Raw genomic sequence first — 17389 nt, forward strand, 5'->3', positions numbered from 1 at the left:
TTAGCGAGCGCCCCAACCAAGCGTCCTCTGTGCCAGCACATCGCGTGCCGGAATGAATAGTTCCATCGCCATTAACCCGGCGTTACGCCCCACGACCAGCGGCGCCCAGCGATTGGCAAACAGATGCACCAGCCCGTCGGTTACGCCGATCGTCGCCGCTTTATCTGCCTGGCGACGCTTCTGGTAGTGGCATAACACCGGATATGCCCCGCAATCCTGCTGTTGCGCAAATGCCTCGGCCAGGGTTTCGGCAAGGGTCATGACATCGCGCAGCCCGAGGTTAAAGCCCTGTCCGGCGATGGGATGTAATGTCTGTGCTGCATTGCCCACCAGCGCGACGCGATGGGAGACAGATTGCGACGCCGTAGTTAAGGCCAGGGGATAGAACGAACGCTTGCCCGCATGGGTGATCCGCCCCAGCCGCCAGCCAAAGGCTTTTTGCAGTTCGGTGCAGAAGCGTTCATCAGACCAGCTCTGCACATCGTCCGCACTCTCCAGCGGATGGCACCAGACCAGCGAGCTGCGCCCCTGCGACATCGGCAACATGGCCAGCGGGCCATGTTGGGTAAAACGTTCAAAAGCGCGACCACGGTGTGGCTCGGCGGTGGCGACGTTGGCAATCACCGCCAGCTGATGATAGGGCTGCTGTTGCCACTGGATCCCGCACTGCTGGCCGAGCGCCGAACGGGAGCCGTCGGCAGCCACCAGCAGTTGTCCGTCAAGGGTGGTGCCGTCATCGAGGGTGACGCTCACCGCCGCTTCGCTGCGGGTAAAATGCTCCACGCGCGCCGGGCAATGCAGCGTCACGCCAGGGGCCTCCTTTAGCAGACGGAACAGGCGCAGACCCACGTCGTGCAGTTCAACCACCTGCCCCAGCGCATCAATGCGGTAATCCTGCGCCTCAAGGGTGACAAACCCGGCGTGGCCCCGGTCGCTGACATGAACGGTTTCGATGGCCGTGGCACAATCGGCAATCGCCTGCCAGATGCCGCTACGCGCGAGCTGCTGGCAGGTGCCCTGCGCCAGGGCGATAGCGCGTCCGTCAAAACCCGGATGGCCCGTTGACTGCGGGGCAACGGCTTCGATCAGATGGATCGGCAGCTTACCCTGGGTCAGGGAAGAGAGGGTCAGCGCCAGCGTTGCCCCCGTCATGCCTCCGCCAACGATGATGATGCTCATGCGCGCGCCGCCGCCATCAGCGCCTCGATCTCATCGGCATTTTTCACCACCGACGCGGTGAGGTTTTCGTTGCCGGTTTCGGTGATAACGATGTCGTCTTCGATGCGAATGCCGATACCGCGATACTCCGCAGGCACATCGGCATCCGGTGCGATATAGAGCCCCGGCTCAACGGTCAGCACCATGCCAGGCTCCAGCACGCGCGAACGCTCCGGGCCATACGCTCCCACATCATGCACATCCAGCCCCAGCCAGTGGCTCAGGCCATGCATAAAGAAGGGACGGTGCGCACTCTCAGCAACCAGCTGATCGACATCGCCCTGCAGGATACCCAGATCCACCAGCCCGCTGACCATGATGCGCACCACTTCACCGGTCACTTCCTGAATGGAGGTGCCAGGGCGGAACAGCATCAGCGCCGTATCCAGCGAGTGCAGAACAATGTCGTAAATCGCGCGCTGGGCTGGGGTAAATTTACCGTTCACCGGGAAGGTGCGGGTGATATCCCCGGCATAGCCTTTAAATTCACATCCGGCATCAATCAGCACCAGATCGCCATCCCGCAGTTCGGACTCGTTTTCGGTGTAGTGAAGAATGCAGCCATTTTCACCGCCGCCCACAATGGTGTTGTAGGCCGGATAGCGCGCGCCGTGGCGGGAAAATTCATGATGAATTTCCCCTTCAAGCTGATATTCGAACATTCCCGGACGACACTTTTCCATCGCCCGGGTATGAGCCAGCGCGCTGATTTCACCCGCGCGACGCATCACCTCCAGCTCTTCAGCCGATTTAAACAGGCGCAGTTCATGCACAACGGGACGCCAGTCGGTGATCGTTGCGGGCGCTTTCAGATTTTGCCGGGCGCCTTTGCGCAGCTTATCCAGCGCGGCAAAGAGAATCTCGTCGGCATACGCGTATTCGCCCTGGGCGTGGTAAACCACATCCAGGCCATTGAGCAGCTGGTAGAGCTGATCGTTGATTTCGCTGAACGCCAGGGCGCGATCCACGCCCAGCTTTTCCGGCGCGGCCTGCTGTCCTAGCCGACGGCCAAACCAAATTTCGGCGGTGAGATCCCGAACGCGGTTAAACAGCACGCTGTGGTTGTGGGTGTCATCACTTTTAATCAGCACCAGTACCGACTCCGGCTCGTTGAAGCCGGTGAAGTACCAGAAATCACTGCTCTGGCGATACGGATACTCGCTATCGTTACTGCGCGTGGCCTCCGGTGCGGCAAATATCAGCGCGGCGCTTCCCGGCTGCATCGTAGCCAGCAGCGCCTGACGGCGACGAAGGTACTCTTGCTGAGTCATGACACCCTCCAGTAGTTGTTATTAGTGTAAGGTTGGTTTGCGCACTTCCGGCGCAGTGGGCTGAGTCCGCGTAAAGGTATCGTGGCAGAGCAACGACGCGACGCGCACATACTCAATGATCTCTTCGAGGGACATTTCCAGCTCTTCCTGGTCCTCTTCCTCGTCGTAGCCCAGCTGTGCAATGTTGCGCAGATCGTCGATCGCTTCTCCGGCTTCGCCCGTCACCTTTTCAAGTTTAGGCTGCGTTACGCCCAACCCCAACAGGTAATGGTTAACCCACCCGGCCAGCGCATCGGCGCGATCGAACACGCTGACGTCGTCGCCATCAGGCAGATAAAGCTGAAAAAGGAAGCCGTCATCTTCCAGCGCATCGCTGATTGCGCCATGCATACTGCGCAACGCCTGGGCCAGATCGTGACCAAACGCCAGACCTTCGTTCGTCAGGTCGTGAACCAGCGGCAGCCATGAGCTGTCGTTGTTTCCACCACACAGCATCCCGCTGATCAGACCGTGCATTTCAGCAGGTGTTAAACCCACGCCCTGCTGGTTCAGTAACTGGCTAACGTCGTTGTAGCCAGGCATTTCGTTCTGTATAGACATGCGCATTCGTCATCATTGGGAGGAATATTCATGGTATGCTACCACTTTGGACCCTGGTGAACCAGAATAGGGCTTGTATCTGCGCACCAGGGTAGCTATAGTGTCGCCCCTTCGCAGCCCCCGGAATCGGGTGTGAAGGCAGCGCAGTCAAACAGCAGGAAGGTGGCATGTCTGCACAACCCGTCGATATCCAAATTTTTGGCCGTTCGCTGCGAGTGAATTGTCCGCCTGAACAAAGGGATGCTTTGAATCAGGCTGCGGATGATTTGAATCAGCGGTTGCAAGATTTAAAAGAACGCACTAGAGTCACAAATACTGAGCAGCTGGTTTTCATCGCCGCGTTGAACATCAGTTATGAATTGACTCAGGAAAAAGCGAAGACCCGCGAATACGCGGCGAGCATGGAACAACGCATTAAAATGCTCCAGCAGACCATCGAACAGGCATTGCTTGATCAGGGTCGCATTACTGACAGACCGGGGCAAAACTTTGAATAACACTTCATGGTCTACTATGGTAGAGTGACCCTGAAGGAAAAATTTCTCTGAGATGTTCGCATGCGGGCCAGTCCCCTGAGCCGATATTTCATACCACAAGAATGTGGCGCTCCATGGTTGGTGAGCATGCTCGGTTCGTCCGAGAAGCCTTAAAATCATGACGACACATTCACCTTGAACCAAGGGTTCAAGGGTTACAGCCTGCGGCGGCATCTCGGAGATTCCCTCACCTTTCTACCCAGCGACTACCATGACGCAACTTCCTGAAGCTCCTGCCACACGTCAACAAATTCGTCAGTTTATTCGCCAGCAACGCAGAGCCCTAACGCCTGAACAGCAAGCCCATTTCGCGCAGCAAGCCGCGGCCCGCATGATGGCGTATCCGCCTATGGTCATGGCGCACACGGTGGCCCTGTTCCTCTCCTTTGATGGCGAACTCGATACCCAGCCGCTTATCGATGAACTCTGGCGCAGCGGGAAGAAAGTCTATCTGCCGGTACTCCACCCTTTTAGCCCGGGTCATCTCCTGTTTCTGCACTATCACCCTCACAGCGAACTGGTGGTAAATCGTCTGAAAATCACCGAGCCGAAACTGGACGTGCGCGACGTATTGCCGCTGGATCAGCTGGATGTGCTGGTGACGCCGCTGGTGGCGTTTGATGAGAGCGGCCAGCGCTTAGGCATGGGCGGGGGTTTTTACGATCGCACCCTGCAAAACTGGCAGCAGTACGGTTTACATCCCGTGGGCTATGCGCATGATTGTCAGGGCGTTGAAGCGTTACCGGTGGAGAAGTGGGATATCCCGCTGCCTGCGGTGGTGACGCCGTCCAGAATTTGGCAGTGGTGAAAAAAGCCGGGTGGCGGCGTCGCCTTACCCGGCCTACACGGAACATTCAAATTTTGTAGGTCGGGTAAGCGAAGCGCCACCCGACAAAACAAAACGCAGATTAGTAAAGCAGACGCGCGCGAATCGTGCCCGGAATGGCCTTCATCCCCTGCAGCGCTTTCTCTGCAACATCTTCATCTGCTTCGATATCGATAACCACATAACCCATCTGCGCGTTAGTTTGCAGATACTGTGCGGCAATGTTGACCCCCTGCTCGGCGAAGATCTGGTTAATGGCCGTCAGCACGCCCGGACGGTTTTCATGGATATGCAGCAGACGGCGACCGCCGTGCAGCGGCAGAGAGACTTCCGGGAAGTTGACCGCAGAGAGGGTGGAACCGTTGTCGGAGTATTTGCTCAGCTTACCGGCCACTTCAAGACCGATATTTTCCTGCGCTTCCTGCGTGGAGCCGCCAATGTGCGGGGTCAGGATCACGTTGTCGAACTCGCACAGCGGAGAGGTAAACGGATCGCTGTTGGTCGCCGGCTCGGTCGGGAAGACGTCAATGGCCGCCCCCGCCAGATGTTTGCTTTTCAGGGCGTCGCACAGGGCAGGAATATCCACCACCGTACCACGCGCGGCGTTGATCAGCAGCGAGCCCGGCTTCATCAGCGCCAGCTCTTCCGCACCCATCATGTTTTTGGTAGAAGCGTTTTCCGGCACGTGCAGGCTCACCACGTCGCTCATGTTGAGCAGATCGGAGAGATGCTGAACCTGAGTAGCGTTACCCAGCGGCAGTTTGCTTTCAATGTCGTAGAAGAAGACGTGCATCCCGAGCGATTCAGCGAGAATGCCCAGCTGTGTACCGATGTGGCCGTAACCGATAATCCCCAGCTTCTTACCACGCGCTTCAAAAGAGCCTGAGGCCAGCTTATTCCAGATCCCGCGGTGCGCTTTGGCGTTGGCTTCAGGGATGCCGCGCAGCAGCAGCAGGAGTTCGCCGATAACCAGCTCCGCCACGGAACGGGTGTTGGAGAATGGCGCGTTGAATACCGGAATCCCGCGCTTCGCGGCAGCATCAAGATCGACCTGGTTGGTGCCGATACAGAAGCAGCCAATCGCCACCAGTTTTTCTGCCGCGGCAATAACCTCTTCGGTCAGGTGGGTACGGGATCGCAGGCCAATGAAGTGGGCATCACGGATCGACTCTTTCAGCTGTTCGGTATCCAGTGCACCTTTGTGAAATTCGATGTTGGTGTAACCCGCCGCACGAAGGCTATCCAGTGCTTTCTGATGCACCCCTTCGACCAGCAGAAATTTAATCTTGTCTTTCTCCAGTGATACCTTTGCCATTTCCCCGACCCTGTCTGATTGTCTGAACTGTTGTTGTGCTGGATTGAGATCCACTCCCGCCAACATATCAAAAAAAACTATTGCAGCAATATGAACGTTTGCGTCGGCACTCTGAAGAAATGTCATACAGCCGCAATTGGCAGTGAATTATTCTGTGGAGCAGGAGGAAAGCGGCAGGATCGTCAGGAGAGGATTAGAAATGTGACACAAGTCACCAAATATCGCTTTTGCAAAAATAATTAGCGGGGGGACGCTCCCCCCGTCAGATCATTTCACGATGGTTTTGACGCCCTCGGCGGTGCCAATCAGCGCGACATCCGCGCCACGGTTGGCGAATAACCCTACGGTTACTACGCCTGGCAGGCCATTAATGGCGTTTTCCAGCGCCACGGCGTCGAGGATCTCCAGACCGTGCACATCCAGAATCACGTTACCATTGTCCGTCACCACCCCCTGACGGTATTCCGGGCGTCCGCCCAGCTTGACCAGCTCACGGGCGACCGCGCTACGCGCCATGGGGATCACTTCAACCGGCAGCGGGAATTTGCCAAGGATATCCACCTGCTTCGAGGCATCGGCGATACAGATGAACTTGTCCGCAACAGAGGCGATGATTTTTTCACGCGTCAGCGCCGCGCCGCCGCCCTTGATCATCTGCATATGGCCGTTGATTTCATCCGCGCCATCAACGTAGATTCCCAGGCGGTCGACTTCATTCAGATCGAAAACGGTAATGCCCAGGCTTTTCAGCTTTTCCGTGGATGCATCGGAGCTGGAAACCGCGCCCTCGATCTGCCCTTTCATCGTGCCGAGCGCATCAATAAAGTGTGCTGCCGTTGACCCTGTGCCCACGCCGACAATGGTACCCGGCTGTACATACTGGAGAGCGGCCCATCCTACTGCTTTTTTCAGTTCATCCTGCGTCATGATCTCTTGCCCGTGGTGATTTTGCGTGACGCGCATTATAGAGCATTCACCTGCGCCATGTGATCTGCAAGGTCACCAATTTCGTCTGTATCAAACATAAATTTATGTCATAGTGCGAAGTATTGAATTATTTGGGAGTCAGCCAGAGCAATGAAACGTCCGGACTACAGAACATTACAGGCCCTTGATGCCGTTATACGTGAACGCGGATTCGAACGCGCAGCACAGAAGCTGTGCATTACCCAGTCCGCCGTTTCGCAACGGATCAAACAGCTTGAGAATATGTTCGGGCAGCCGCTGCTGGTCCGTACCGTGCCGCCACGTCCCACCGAACAGGGGCAAAAGCTGCTGGCGCTGCTGCGTCAGGTTGAGCTGCTGGAAGATGAGTGGCTGGGTGACGAACAGACCGGCTCCACGCCGCTGCTTCTCTCCCTGGCGGTCAACGCCGACAGTCTGGCAACCTGGCTGCTGCCCGCGCTGGCGCCGGTGCTGGCCGATTCGCCTATCCGGCTGAATTTGCAGGTGGAAGACGAAACCCGTACCCAGGAGCGTCTGCGTCGCGGTGAAGTGGTGGGCGCGGTCAGTATCCAGCCTCAGGCGCTGCCAAGCTGCCTGGTGGATCAACTGGGGGCGCTGGATTATCTCTTCGTCGGCTCCAAAGCGTTTGCTGAGCGTTACTTCCCGAATGGCGTCACCCGCGCGGCGCTGCTTAAAGCGCCTGCCGTGGCGTTTGACCATCTCGATGATATGCATCAGGCGTTTTTACAGCAGAACTTCGATCTACCGCCCGGTAGCGTACCCTGCCATATCGTTAACTCATCAGAGGCCTTCGTGCAGCTGGCGCGTCAGGGCACAACCTGCTGCATGATCCCGCATCTGCAGATCGAGAAAGAGCTGCAGAGCGGTGAGCTGATCGACCTGACGCCAGGCCTGCACCAGCGCCGCATGCTCTACTGGCACCGCTTCGCCCCGGAAAGCCGGATGATGCGCAACGTCACCGATGCACTGCTGGCCCACGGCCATAAGGTCCTGCGCCAGGACTAATAAAAAAGCCGGGTCGCGTTAACGCTCACCCGGCTTTTTATTGCTGCTAAAGCACAACCATTACGGGGCTTTTGTCGCCGTATCCGGCTGCTGCGCTTGCTGCTGCACCTGCGGAGTCTGCTGGCTCTGCTGCTGACCCTGTGCTGGCTCCAGCTGGAACACCACATCAACCTGATCGTCGAACTGAATTGTTGGCTGTTCGTAGGTATCCTGCGCGGAGACCGGCGCCGCTTCCGCTTTCATCATGCGCACCATCGGGCTCGGCTGGTAGTTAGAGACGTGGTAACGCACGCTGTAGACCGGACCCAGTTTGCTGTTGAAGCCAGACGCCAGCTGCTGCGCCTGACGCACGGCATCATCAATCGCCGCTTTACGCGCTTCGTCTTTATATTTCTCAGGTTGCGCAACACCCAGTGAGACTGAACGGATCTCATTCAGACCCGCTTTCAGCGCGCCATCCAGCAGGGCGTTAAGTTTATCGAGCTGACGCACCGTCACTTCCACGGAGCGCACCGCGCGGTAACCTTTCAGGATGCTTTTGCCATCCTTATAGTCATAATCCGGCTGGGTACGCAGGTTGGCAGAGTTGATATCTTTTTTACCCACGCCGTTCTGCTCCAGGAAAGAGAGATATTGCGCAACGCGGTCGTCTGCCTGTTTCTTGGCGGTGGCAGCATCTTTGGCCGCCACGTTCACTTCAATGGCTAAGGTCGCAATATCCGGTGCCGCATCCACGCTTGCGGTGCCGGAGGTCACAATGTGCGGGCTGTCAGGCAGTTCACTGGCCTGAACGGATGCTGCGCCAAAACCCATTAATGCCGCCAGGGCAATTGCATTCAACTTCACTTTAATTCCTCCATGTTGCGAAGAGTGCCCAGGTAACAGGGCGCATGCCAGCAAGCTTAGCGACTGCTGGCCGAATGTCCATAAGACAACGCTTAGTTGAATAGTTCACGAATGTGATGAATTCCCTCTTTCGCCAGCTGAAAAGCAATAAACCACATCACCACGCCGACCAGGCCGTTAATAATGCGCTGAGCTTTGGCGGTGCGCAGACGGGGTGCCAGCCATGCAGCGAGCAGCGCCAGACCAAAGAACCAGAGGAAGGAAGCGCTGACGGTACCCAGCGCGAACCAGCGTCTCGGCTCGACATCCAGCTGCCCGCCCAGACTGCCCAGCACCACAAACGTATCCAGATAAACGTGCGGATTAAGCCAGGTTACCGCCAGCATGGTGACGATAATTTTCCAGCGCCCCTGCTTCATGACTTCAGCGCTGGCCAGCTCAATATTGCTGCCCAGCGCCGTTTTAAGGGCGCCAAAACCATACCAGAGCAGAAAGGCGACGCCGCCCCAGGTGACCAGCGCCAGCAGCCAGGGAGACTGCATCAGTAGCGCGCTACCGCCAAAAATCCCGGCACAAATCAGTAGCATATCGCTTAGTGCACACAGCAGCGCGATCATGATGTGATATTGGCGTCGAATACCCTGATTCATGACGAAGGCGTTTTGCGGGCCGAGAGGCAGGATCATCGCCGCGCCAATCATAAGCCCCTGAAAATAAAAAGAGAACATGAACACTAATCTCAAAAATGTGACTTAAGGGCTGACTATACTGCGGGAGAATAATAAGAGGAAATGGATAATATTAATTGGCAATTAGTGAAGCTAATGTAACCCGGTACGCATTGCGCGCACCAGGTTACGATGAAACGTTATTCCGCCGGTTCTTTCACCCGCTTGAAGTTCACGTCCATCTGCGGATATGGGAAGCTGATGCCGTTAGCATCAAAGTCGCGCTTGATGCGCTCCAGTACGTCCCAGTAAACGCTTTGCAGATCGCTACTTTTGCTCCAGACGCGCACCACAAAGTTGATCGATGAAGCGCCCAGTTCGTTCAGACGCACGGTCATGTCGCGATCTTTCAGAATGCGTTCATCAGACTCGATAATGTTGGTGAGCAACTGCTTCACTTTGTCGATATCCGAGTCGTACGCTACGCCAATAATGAACTCATTACGACGCTCAGGTTCACGAGAGAAGTTGATGATGTTATTAGCGATAATCTTACCGTTCGGGATCACCACGATACGCCCGTCAACGGTGCGCAAGGTTGTCGAGAAGATCTGCACCTGCAGCACGGTTCCGGCCACGCCGCCCAGATCCACATATTCGCCCGAGCGGAACGGACGGAAGGTGACCAGCAGCACCCCGGCGGCCAGGTTCGACAGCGAGCCCTGTAATGCCAGGCCAATAGCCAGACCGGCGGCACCGAGTACGGCGATTACCGACGCGGTCTGTACCCCTACACGCCCAAGCGCCGCGATCAGGGTAAAAGCGATGATGCCGTAGCGCACCAGCGCAGAGAGAAAGTCTGCTACCGTGGCATCAATATGGCGCGCCCGCATCACGCGGTTGACCGCATTAGAAATGATGCGCGCAACAATCATACCGATGATGATAATGGCGATGGCCGCCACAATGTTTACCGCGTAACTCAACAGCAACGCCTGATTACGCACCAGCCAGGAGCCCGCGTTATTGATGCTATCTACAACACCGAGATCTTCCATTTATCTTTCCTTATGCACATAAAACACAAATCCGCCCCATGCGGAGAGGAGCAAGTGTGTAAAGGGTAAACAAAAAGTTCGCAATATGCCAAGCAGATCACATAAAACAGCCACTATAGCCAGTTGAAAAGACATAAAAAAAGCCCGCGATTAACGCGGGCTTTTGATGCTTGCTGTCAGCAGCTTAAATTACAGAACGTCAACCGCGTTCAGCTCTTTGAACGCCTGCTCCAGACGCGTCACCATAGAGGTCTGGGCTGCACGCAGCCATACGCGTGGATCGTAGTATTTCTTGTTCGGCTGGTCTTCGCCTTTCGGGTTGCCCAGCTGGCCCTGCAGGTAAGCTTCGTTAGTTTTGTAGTACTGCAGAATACCGTCCCAGGTTGCCCATTGGGTGTCGGTATCGATGTTCATTTTGATAACACCGTAGCTAACGGAATCTTTGATTTCCTGAGCAGAAGAACCGGAACCGCCGTGGAAGACGAAGTTCAGGCTGTTGTGCGGCAGGTTGTGTTTCTTGGAAACGTACTCCTGAGAATCACGCAGGATGGTTGGGGTCAGAACCACGTTACCTGGCTTGTACACACCGTGTACGTTACCGAAGGAAGCCGCGATGGTGAAACGTGGGCTGATTTTGCTCAGCTCGGTGTAAGCGTAATCAACGTCTTCTGGCTGAGTGTACAGAGCAGAAGCGTCCATGTGGCTGTTGTCCACGCCATCTTCTTCGCCACCGGTGCAACCCAGCTCGATTTCCAGGGTCATGTCCATTTTGGCCATGCGAGCCAGGTATTTGGAGCAGATCTCGATGTTCTCTTCCAGAGACTCTTCAGACAGGTCGATCATGTGAGAAGAGAACAGTGGCTTACCGGTTGCAGCGAAGTGTTTTTCGCCCGCGTCCAGCAGACCGTCGATCCACGGCAGCAGTTTCTTCGCGCAGTGGTCAGTGTGCAGGATTACTGGAACGCCGTAGTGTTCAGCCATCTGGTGAACGTGATGTGCGCCAGAGATTGCGCCCAGGATTGCCGCGCCCTGAGGAACGTCAGTTTTCACGCCTTTACCTGCGATAAACGCAGCACCGCCGTTAGAGAACTGAACGATTACCGGCGCTTTAACTTTTGCTGCAGCTTCCAGTACGGCGTTAATAGAGTCGGTACCGACGCAGTTAACCGCTGGCAGCGCAAAGTTGTTTTCTTTAGCTACCTGGAACACTTTCTGAACGTCATCACCAGTGATCACGCCAGGTTTTACGAAATCAAAAATTTTAGACATGTTGCGAGTCCTGTATCTTCGGCCTTGGAAAGGGGCGAGCTCTTAAAAGCGCGCTGAAAATTGGGCAGGTTTCCCTGCCCTAAAATGGCTTACTTCTTAGCGCGCTCTTCGAGCATGGCTACTGCTGGCAGAACTTTGCCTTCCACGAATTCGAGGAATGCGCCGCCGCCAGTGGAGATGTAGGAGATCTTGTCGGAAATACCGAACAGATCGATGGCTGCCAGGGTGTCACCGCCGCCAGCAATGGAGAATGCGTCGCTGTCTGCAATCGCGTTAGCCACGATTTCAGTACCTTTACGGAAGTTCGGGAATTCGAACACGCCAACCGGACCGTTCCACAGAATGGTTTTTGCATTCTTCAGGATTTCAGCCAGTTTCTCTGCAGAGGCGTCGCCCAGGTCCAGAATCTGCTCTTCATTTTTGATGTCAGAAACAGATTTCAGCTCTGCGGTTGCGGTTTCAGAGAACTCGGTCGCGACGCGAACGTCAGTTGGAACCGGGATATCGCAGGTGCTCAGCAGGCGTTTCGCTTCGTCAACCAGGTCTGCTTCGTACAGGGATTTACCCACGTTGTGGCCCTGGGCAGCAACGAAGGTGTTAGCGATACCACCGCCAACGATCAGCTGGTCAGCGATTTTGGACAGGGAGTCCAGAACGGTCAGTTTGGTGGAAACTTTAGAACCACCAACGATAGCAACCATCGGACGAGCAGGTTCTTTCAGCGCTTTACCCAGCGCATCCAGCTCAGCGGCCAGCAGAGGACCTGCACAAGCGACGTCGGCGAATTTACCGATACCGTGGGTAGAAGCCTGGGCACGGTGAGCGGTACCGAAGGCGTCCATCACGAATACGTCGCACAGTGCAGCATATTTTTTGGACAGGGTTTCGTCGTCTTTCTTCTCGCCTTTGTTGAAGCGAACGTTTTCCAGAACAACCAGTTCACCTTCAGCAACTTCCACGCCGTCCAGGTAGTCTTTAACCAGACGTACCGGGCTGGACAGTTTGTCTTTCAGGTAATTAACAACCGGCAGCAGAGAGAATTCTTCGTTGTACTCGCCTTCGGTCGGACGACCCAGGTGGGAGGTTACCATCACTTTTGCGCCCTGCTTCAGTGCCAGTTCGATGGTTGGCAGAGAGGCACGGATACGCGCGTCGCTGGTCACTTTACCCTCTTTAACCGGTACGTTCAGATCCGCACGGATGAAAACGCGTTTACCTGCCAGATCCAGATCGGTCATCTTAATTACAGACATGGTGAATCCTCTCGTTGATTCTTAAAGTTTTGCAGACGCAATACGCGTCTTACCTGAAACCTTGTGCGGCCATGGCTAACGTGGTGTCGAGCATCCTGTTAGCAAAGCCCCATTCGTTATCACACCAGACCAGCGTCTTGATCAGGTGCGCTCCACTCACGCGCGTTTGGGTGCCATCTACAATGGCGCTGTGCGGATCGTGGTTAAAATCTACTGAGACCAACGGTAATTCCGTATAGTCAACTATACCATGAAATGCTTGCTGTGCCGCCTTTTGCAGCAACAGGTTGACCTCAAAGGCTTTTACCGGTTTTTTAACGGTAACGCTGAGGTCGATCGCCGTCACGTTGATGGTAGGTACGCGGACCGCGATAGCTTCAAAACGATCTTCAAACTGCGGAAAAATTCGGGTTATACCGGCCGCCAGTTTGGTGTCCACCGGGATAATCGACTGACTCGCCGCGCGAGTGCGTCGCAGGTCCGGGTGGTAAGCGTCAATGACCTGCTGATCGTGCATGGCTGAGTGGATCGTGGTAACCGTACCCGACTCAATGCCGTAGGCATCGTCCAGCAGCTTGATGACCGGAATAATACAGTTGGTAGTACAGGAGGCATTGGAGACAATTCGGTGTTCTGCGTGCAACTCGTGATGGTTGACGCCGTAAACCACCGTGGCATCGAGATCGTTACTGCCAGGATGTGAAAAGAGCACTTTCTTTGCGCCAGCCGCCAGATGGGCTTCGCCGTGTTCGCGGTTGCCGTAGACGCCGGTACAATCGAGTACCACATCGACACCCAGTTCACGCCAGGGTAATGCTTCGATCGTCCGCTCATGAAGCACACGGATCACGTCATCACCGACAAGCAGCTGCTCTCTCTCCTGACGAACGTCCCAGGCAAAGCGTCCATGGCTGGTGTCATATTTCAATAAATGCGCCATGCCTGCGGCATCCGCCAGTTCATTGATGGCCACCACGGTAATTTCCGCCCGGCGTCCGGATTCATATAAAGCACGAACCACGTTACGTCCGATGCGACCGAAACCATTAATCGCTACGCGTACGGTCATAAGTCTCCTGCAAAGCTTTCCCTGACACGAGGTGGCTGACAGAGTAATGCAGCAACGCGCTGAGGGGAATCCTTGCCTGTCACAAACTCCAACTGATTGGTCATTTGTCGAACATTTAATCGACTGAAACGCTTCAGCCAGAATAAGCGAAACACGGAATAAAGGGAATGACTGTCCAGACCAATAAGCCAGCTATATGACACACATCACATTTTAAGTGGAATAATTTACAGAGGTATTACATCTTTGAGGAATAACATGCACAAAAAAGCCGGGTGACGCTTACGCCTGCCCGGCCTGAATATTTGTAGGCCCGGCAAGCTACGCGCCGCCGGGCACAACCATGATTACAGCAGTTCTTTCGCTTTCGCGACCACGTTCTCAACGGTGAAGCCGAACTCTTCGAACAGCTGCTCAGCTGGCGCAGACTCACCGAAGGTGGTCATGCCAACGATAGCGCCGTTCAGGCCCACGTATTTGAACCAGTAGTCAGCGATACCCGCTTCGATTGCCACTCGGGCAGAAACGGCTTTCGGCAGTACAGATTCACGGTAAGCCGCGTCCTGCTTGTCGAAGGCATCGGTAGACGGCATGGAGACCACGCGCGCTTTCACGCCTTCGCCTGCCAGCTGATCCCAGGCGGCAACAGCCAGTTCAACTTCAGAACCGGTTGCGATGAAGATCACCTGCGGCTGACCGTCGCAGTCTTTCAGCACGTAACCACCGCGGGCGATGTTCGCCAGCTGCTCTTCGGTACGATCCTGCTGAGCCAGGTTCTGACGGGAGAGGATCAGCGCGGTTGGGCCGTCCTGACGCTCAACGCCATATTTCCACGCTACCGCCGATTCAACCTGGTCACATGGACGCCATGTGGACATGTTCGGGGTCACGCGCAGGGAAGCAACCTGCTCAACCGGCTGGTGGGTCGGGCCATCTTCGCCCAGACCGATAGAGTCGTGGGTGTAGACCATCACCTGACGCTGTTTCATCAGCGCAGCCATACGCACCGCGTTACGGGCATATTCCACGAACATCAGGAAGGTGGAGGTGTACGGCAGGAAACCACCGTGCAGGGAGATACCGTTGGCAATCGCGGTCATACCGAACTCACGAACACCGTAATGGATGTAGTTACCGGCAGTATCTTCGTTGATGGCTTTAGAGCCAGACCAGATAGTCAGGTTTGATGGTGCCAGGTCAGCGGAGCCGCCGAGGAACTCTGGCAGCAGCGGGCCGAAGGCTTCGATCGCATTCTGGGAGGCTTTACGGCTGGCGATTTTAGCCGGGTTAGCCTGCAGCTTAGCGATGAACTCGTTCGCTTTGGCGTCGAAGTCTGCTGGCATGTCACCTTTCATACGACGGGTGAACTCTGCCGCTTCCTGTGGGAAGGCTTTAGCGTAGGCGGCGAATTTCTCGTTCCATGCCGCTTCTTTCGCCTGACCAGCTTCTTTGGCATCCCACTGCGCATAAATTTCAGACGGGATTTCAAACGCAGCGTGTTTCCAGCCCAGCGCTTCACGGGTCAGGGCGATCTCTGCGTCACCCAGCGGTGCGCCGTGGGAGTCGTGCGTACCGGCTTTGTTCGGAGAACCGAAACCGATGATGGTTTTGCACATCAGCAGGGACGGTTTGTCAGTCACTGCGCGCGCTTCTTCTACTGCACGTTTAATCGCTTCAGCATCGTGACCGTCAACGCCACGCACCACGTGCCAGCCGTAGGCTTCGAAACGTGCTGCGGTGTCGTCAGTGAACCAGCCTTCAATGTGGCCGTCGATGGAGATGCCGTTGTCGTCATAGAACGCAACCAGTTTGCCCAGTTTCAGGGTGCCTGCCAGGGAGCACACTTCGTGAGAAATGCCTTCCATCATGCAGCCATCACCCAGGAATGCATAGGTGAAGTGGTCGACGATGTCATGACCCGGACGGTTGAACTGCGCCGCCAGCGTCTTCTCGGCAATCGCCATACCCACGGCGTTAGCAATACCCTGACCCAGCGGACCGGTAGTGGTTTCAACACCTGCGGTGTAACCCACTTCCGGGTGACCCGGGGTTTTGGAGTGCAGCTGACGGAAGTTTTTCAGCTCTTCGATTGGCAGATCATAGCCGGTGAGGTGCAGCAGGCTGTAGATCAGCATCGAGCCGTGGCCGTTAGAGAGAACGAAACGGTCGCGGTCAGCCCAGGCAGGGTTCTGCGGGTTGTGGTTCAGGAAATCACGCCACAGGACTTCGGCAATGTCAGCCATACCCATAGGGGCACCCGGGTGACCGGACTTAGCTTTTTGTACAGCATCCATGCTCAGCGCACGAATAGCATTGGCAAGCTCTTTACGTGAGGACATTTTGACTCCAGATCGGATGTTGAAGGCCATGCCCGTTTCGGCTTGACGACAGCGCGTTTTGGGCTACGCCAGAAAAAAGTGCCAACAATGTAACCCAAGCGACAAAGCATGTACATGGACCATTCTTTTGCCGCTTAAGAAATCTCTGGAACAGGCTCGCACGTTGCGCAATCTTCTCGCTCGCCTTCGTTTATATTCTTTATAATTGGAGCTGCACCCTCCTCCGGGGCGGCAAAACTTTCAGAATTTATCAAGTTTAACGAGTACGGAAGCAACATAATGAAAATGCGTGCAGTAGTGCTGGCTCTGGGAACGACCCTTCTTCTTAGCGGGTGTCAGAATATGAATTCTGGTGGCCTGCTGAGCTCCGGAGCAGAGGCGTTTCAGGCCTACTCCCTCACCGATGCCCAGGTGAAAACATTAAGCGATGAGGCCTGTAAAGAGATGGACGGTAAAGCGACCATCGCACCGGCAGACAGCACTTACGCTCAGCGTCTGAATAAGATTGCTTCAGCACTTGGCGACAACATTAACGGCCAGCCGGTGAACTACAAGGTTTACATGGCGAAAGACGTTAACGCCTTTGCGATGGCTAACGGCTGCATCCGCGTCTACAGCGGATTAATGGACATGATGAACGACAATGAAGTCGAAGCGGTTATCGGCCATGAAATGGGCCACGTTGCCCTCGGCCATGTGAAGAAAGGGATGCAGGTTGCCCTCGGCACGAACGCCGTTCGCGTGGCGGCGGCCTCTGCGGGTGGTATTGTAGGTAGCCTTTCCCAGTCGCAGCTCGGCGATCTCGGTGAAAAACTGGTTAACTCCCAGTTCTCTCAGCGTCAGGAATCTGAGGCCGATGACTACTCTTACGATCTGTTGCGCAAACGTGGGATTAACCCATCAGGTTTAGCCACCAGCTTCGAAAAACTGGCTCAACAGGAAGCGGGCCGCCAAAGCTCCATGTTTGACGACCACCCTGCCTCCGCAGCGCGTGCGCAGCACATCCGCGATCGCATGGCGGCAGACGGGATTAAATAATGTACCGGGGAGGCGCCCGCGTCTCCTTTGAAAAGCCGGGTGGCGGCTTCGCCTTACCCGGCCTGCTTTGTGCGTAAACGTAGGCCCGGTAAGCGCAGCGCTACCGGGCACA

General features: G+C 55.7%; 16 protein-coding genes and 1 other RNA gene. 5 read left to right on the forward strand and 12 right to left on the reverse strand.

Annotation, left to right across the window (positions count from 1 at the left end; genetic code table 11):
- Genes ubiH through C2U54_RS00275 form a run of 3 tightly spaced genes read right to left on the reverse strand, consistent with a single transcriptional unit; the run spans nt 1 to nt 3089 of the window.
- The gene (gene ubiH / locus C2U54_RS00265; RefSeq protein WP_103176885.1) at nt 1-1179 is read right to left on the reverse strand and encodes a 2-octaprenyl-6-methoxyphenyl hydroxylase; all 1179 of its coding nucleotides are present in this window, start codon (nt 1177-1179) and stop codon (nt 1-3) included.
- Nucleotides 1176-2489: a Xaa-Pro aminopeptidase gene (gene pepP, locus C2U54_RS00270; RefSeq protein ID WP_103176886.1), complete on the reverse strand. Its 1314-nt coding sequence runs from the start codon at nt 2487-2489 to the stop codon at nt 1176-1178. The genes ubiH and pepP overlap by 4 nt, the downstream gene beginning before the upstream one ends.
- A gap of 21 nt (nt 2490-2510) precedes the next feature.
- Nucleotides 2511-3089, reverse strand: coding sequence for a YecA/YgfB family protein (locus C2U54_RS00275; protein ID WP_139156297.1), 579 nt, complete (start codon nt 3087-3089; stop codon nt 2511-2513).
- Nucleotides 3090-3256: 167 nt separating this feature from the next.
- Here C2U54_RS00275 and zapA point away from each other — a divergent pair, with 167 nt between their 5' ends.
- From zapA to C2U54_RS00295, 3 genes are all read left to right on the forward strand, one after another.
- Complete coding sequence (gene zapA, locus C2U54_RS00285) at nt 3257-3586, forward strand: cell division protein ZapA (RefSeq protein ID WP_039029820.1); 330 nt, start codon at nt 3257-3259, stop codon at nt 3584-3586.
- A 41-nt stretch (nt 3587-3627) separates the two neighbouring features.
- A non-coding RNA gene (gene ssrS, locus C2U54_RS00290) (6S RNA) lies at nt 3628-3811 on the forward strand.
- Nucleotides 3812-3836: 25 nt separating this feature from the next.
- Nucleotides 3837-4433, forward strand: coding sequence for a 5-formyltetrahydrofolate cyclo-ligase (locus C2U54_RS00295; RefSeq protein ID WP_103176888.1), 597 nt, complete (start codon nt 3837-3839; stop codon nt 4431-4433).
- Between the two features lie 100 nt (nt 4434-4533).
- Here C2U54_RS00295 and serA read toward each other — a convergent pair whose 3' ends face one another.
- A complete protein-coding gene (gene serA, locus C2U54_RS00300) occupies nt 4534-5766 on the reverse strand; it encodes a phosphoglycerate dehydrogenase (protein ID WP_103176889.1) in 1233 nt (410 codons plus the stop codon).
- Nucleotides 5767-6033: 267 nt separating this feature from the next.
- The gene (gene rpiA / locus C2U54_RS00310) at nt 6034-6693 is read right to left on the reverse strand and encodes a ribose-5-phosphate isomerase RpiA (RefSeq protein WP_103180978.1); all 660 of its coding nucleotides are present in this window, start codon (nt 6691-6693) and stop codon (nt 6034-6036) included.
- A gap of 150 nt (nt 6694-6843) precedes the next feature.
- Here rpiA and argP point away from each other — a divergent pair, with 150 nt between their 5' ends.
- Complete coding sequence (gene argP / locus C2U54_RS00315; RefSeq protein WP_103176891.1) at nt 6844-7737, forward strand: DNA-binding transcriptional regulator ArgP; 894 nt, start codon at nt 6844-6846, stop codon at nt 7735-7737.
- 60 nt (nt 7738-7797) lie between these two features.
- Here argP and C2U54_RS00320 read toward each other — a convergent pair whose 3' ends face one another.
- The 7 genes from C2U54_RS00320 to tkt form a co-directional block, all read right to left on the reverse strand.
- The gene (locus C2U54_RS00320; protein ID WP_371816561.1) at nt 7798-8550 is read right to left on the reverse strand and encodes an oxidative stress defense protein; all 753 of its coding nucleotides are present in this window, start codon (nt 8548-8550) and stop codon (nt 7798-7800) included.
- A 125-nt stretch (nt 8551-8675) separates the two neighbouring features.
- A complete protein-coding gene (gene argO / locus C2U54_RS00325; protein WP_103176893.1) occupies nt 8676-9311 on the reverse strand; it encodes an arginine exporter ArgO in 636 nt (211 codons plus the stop codon).
- Between the two features lie 140 nt (nt 9312-9451).
- Nucleotides 9452-10309 (reverse strand): small-conductance mechanosensitive channel MscS, encoded by an 858-nt coding sequence (locus C2U54_RS00330; protein ID WP_103176894.1) that lies wholly within the window; start codon nt 10307-10309, stop codon nt 9452-9454.
- A 189-nt stretch (nt 10310-10498) separates the two neighbouring features.
- Nucleotides 10499-11578 (reverse strand): class II fructose-bisphosphate aldolase, encoded by a 1080-nt coding sequence (fbaA, locus tag C2U54_RS00335; protein WP_039029814.1) that lies wholly within the window; start codon nt 11576-11578, stop codon nt 10499-10501.
- An 89-nt stretch (nt 11579-11667) separates the two neighbouring features.
- Nucleotides 11668-12831, reverse strand: a complete 1164-nt coding sequence (gene pgk, locus C2U54_RS00340; RefSeq protein WP_103176895.1) for a phosphoglycerate kinase — start codon at nt 12829-12831, stop codon at nt 11668-11670.
- Between the two features lie 49 nt (nt 12832-12880).
- Complete coding sequence (gene epd, locus C2U54_RS00345; RefSeq protein ID WP_103176896.1) at nt 12881-13900, reverse strand: erythrose-4-phosphate dehydrogenase; 1020 nt, start codon at nt 13898-13900, stop codon at nt 12881-12883.
- 347 nt (nt 13901-14247) lie between these two features.
- Complete coding sequence (gene tkt / locus C2U54_RS00355; protein WP_103176897.1) at nt 14248-16239, reverse strand: transketolase; 1992 nt, start codon at nt 16237-16239, stop codon at nt 14248-14250.
- 279 nt (nt 16240-16518) lie between these two features.
- Here tkt and C2U54_RS00360 point away from each other — a divergent pair, with 279 nt between their 5' ends.
- Entirely contained in the window at nt 16519-17277 is a 759-nt protein-coding gene (locus C2U54_RS00360; protein WP_103176898.1) for a M48 family metallopeptidase, read from the forward strand.
- The last annotated feature ends 112 nt before the right edge of the window (nt 17278-17389 follow it).

This window comes from Leclercia sp. LSNIH1, assembly GCF_002902985.1.
Classification (GTDB): Bacteria; Pseudomonadota; Gammaproteobacteria; order Enterobacterales; family Enterobacteriaceae; genus Enterobacter.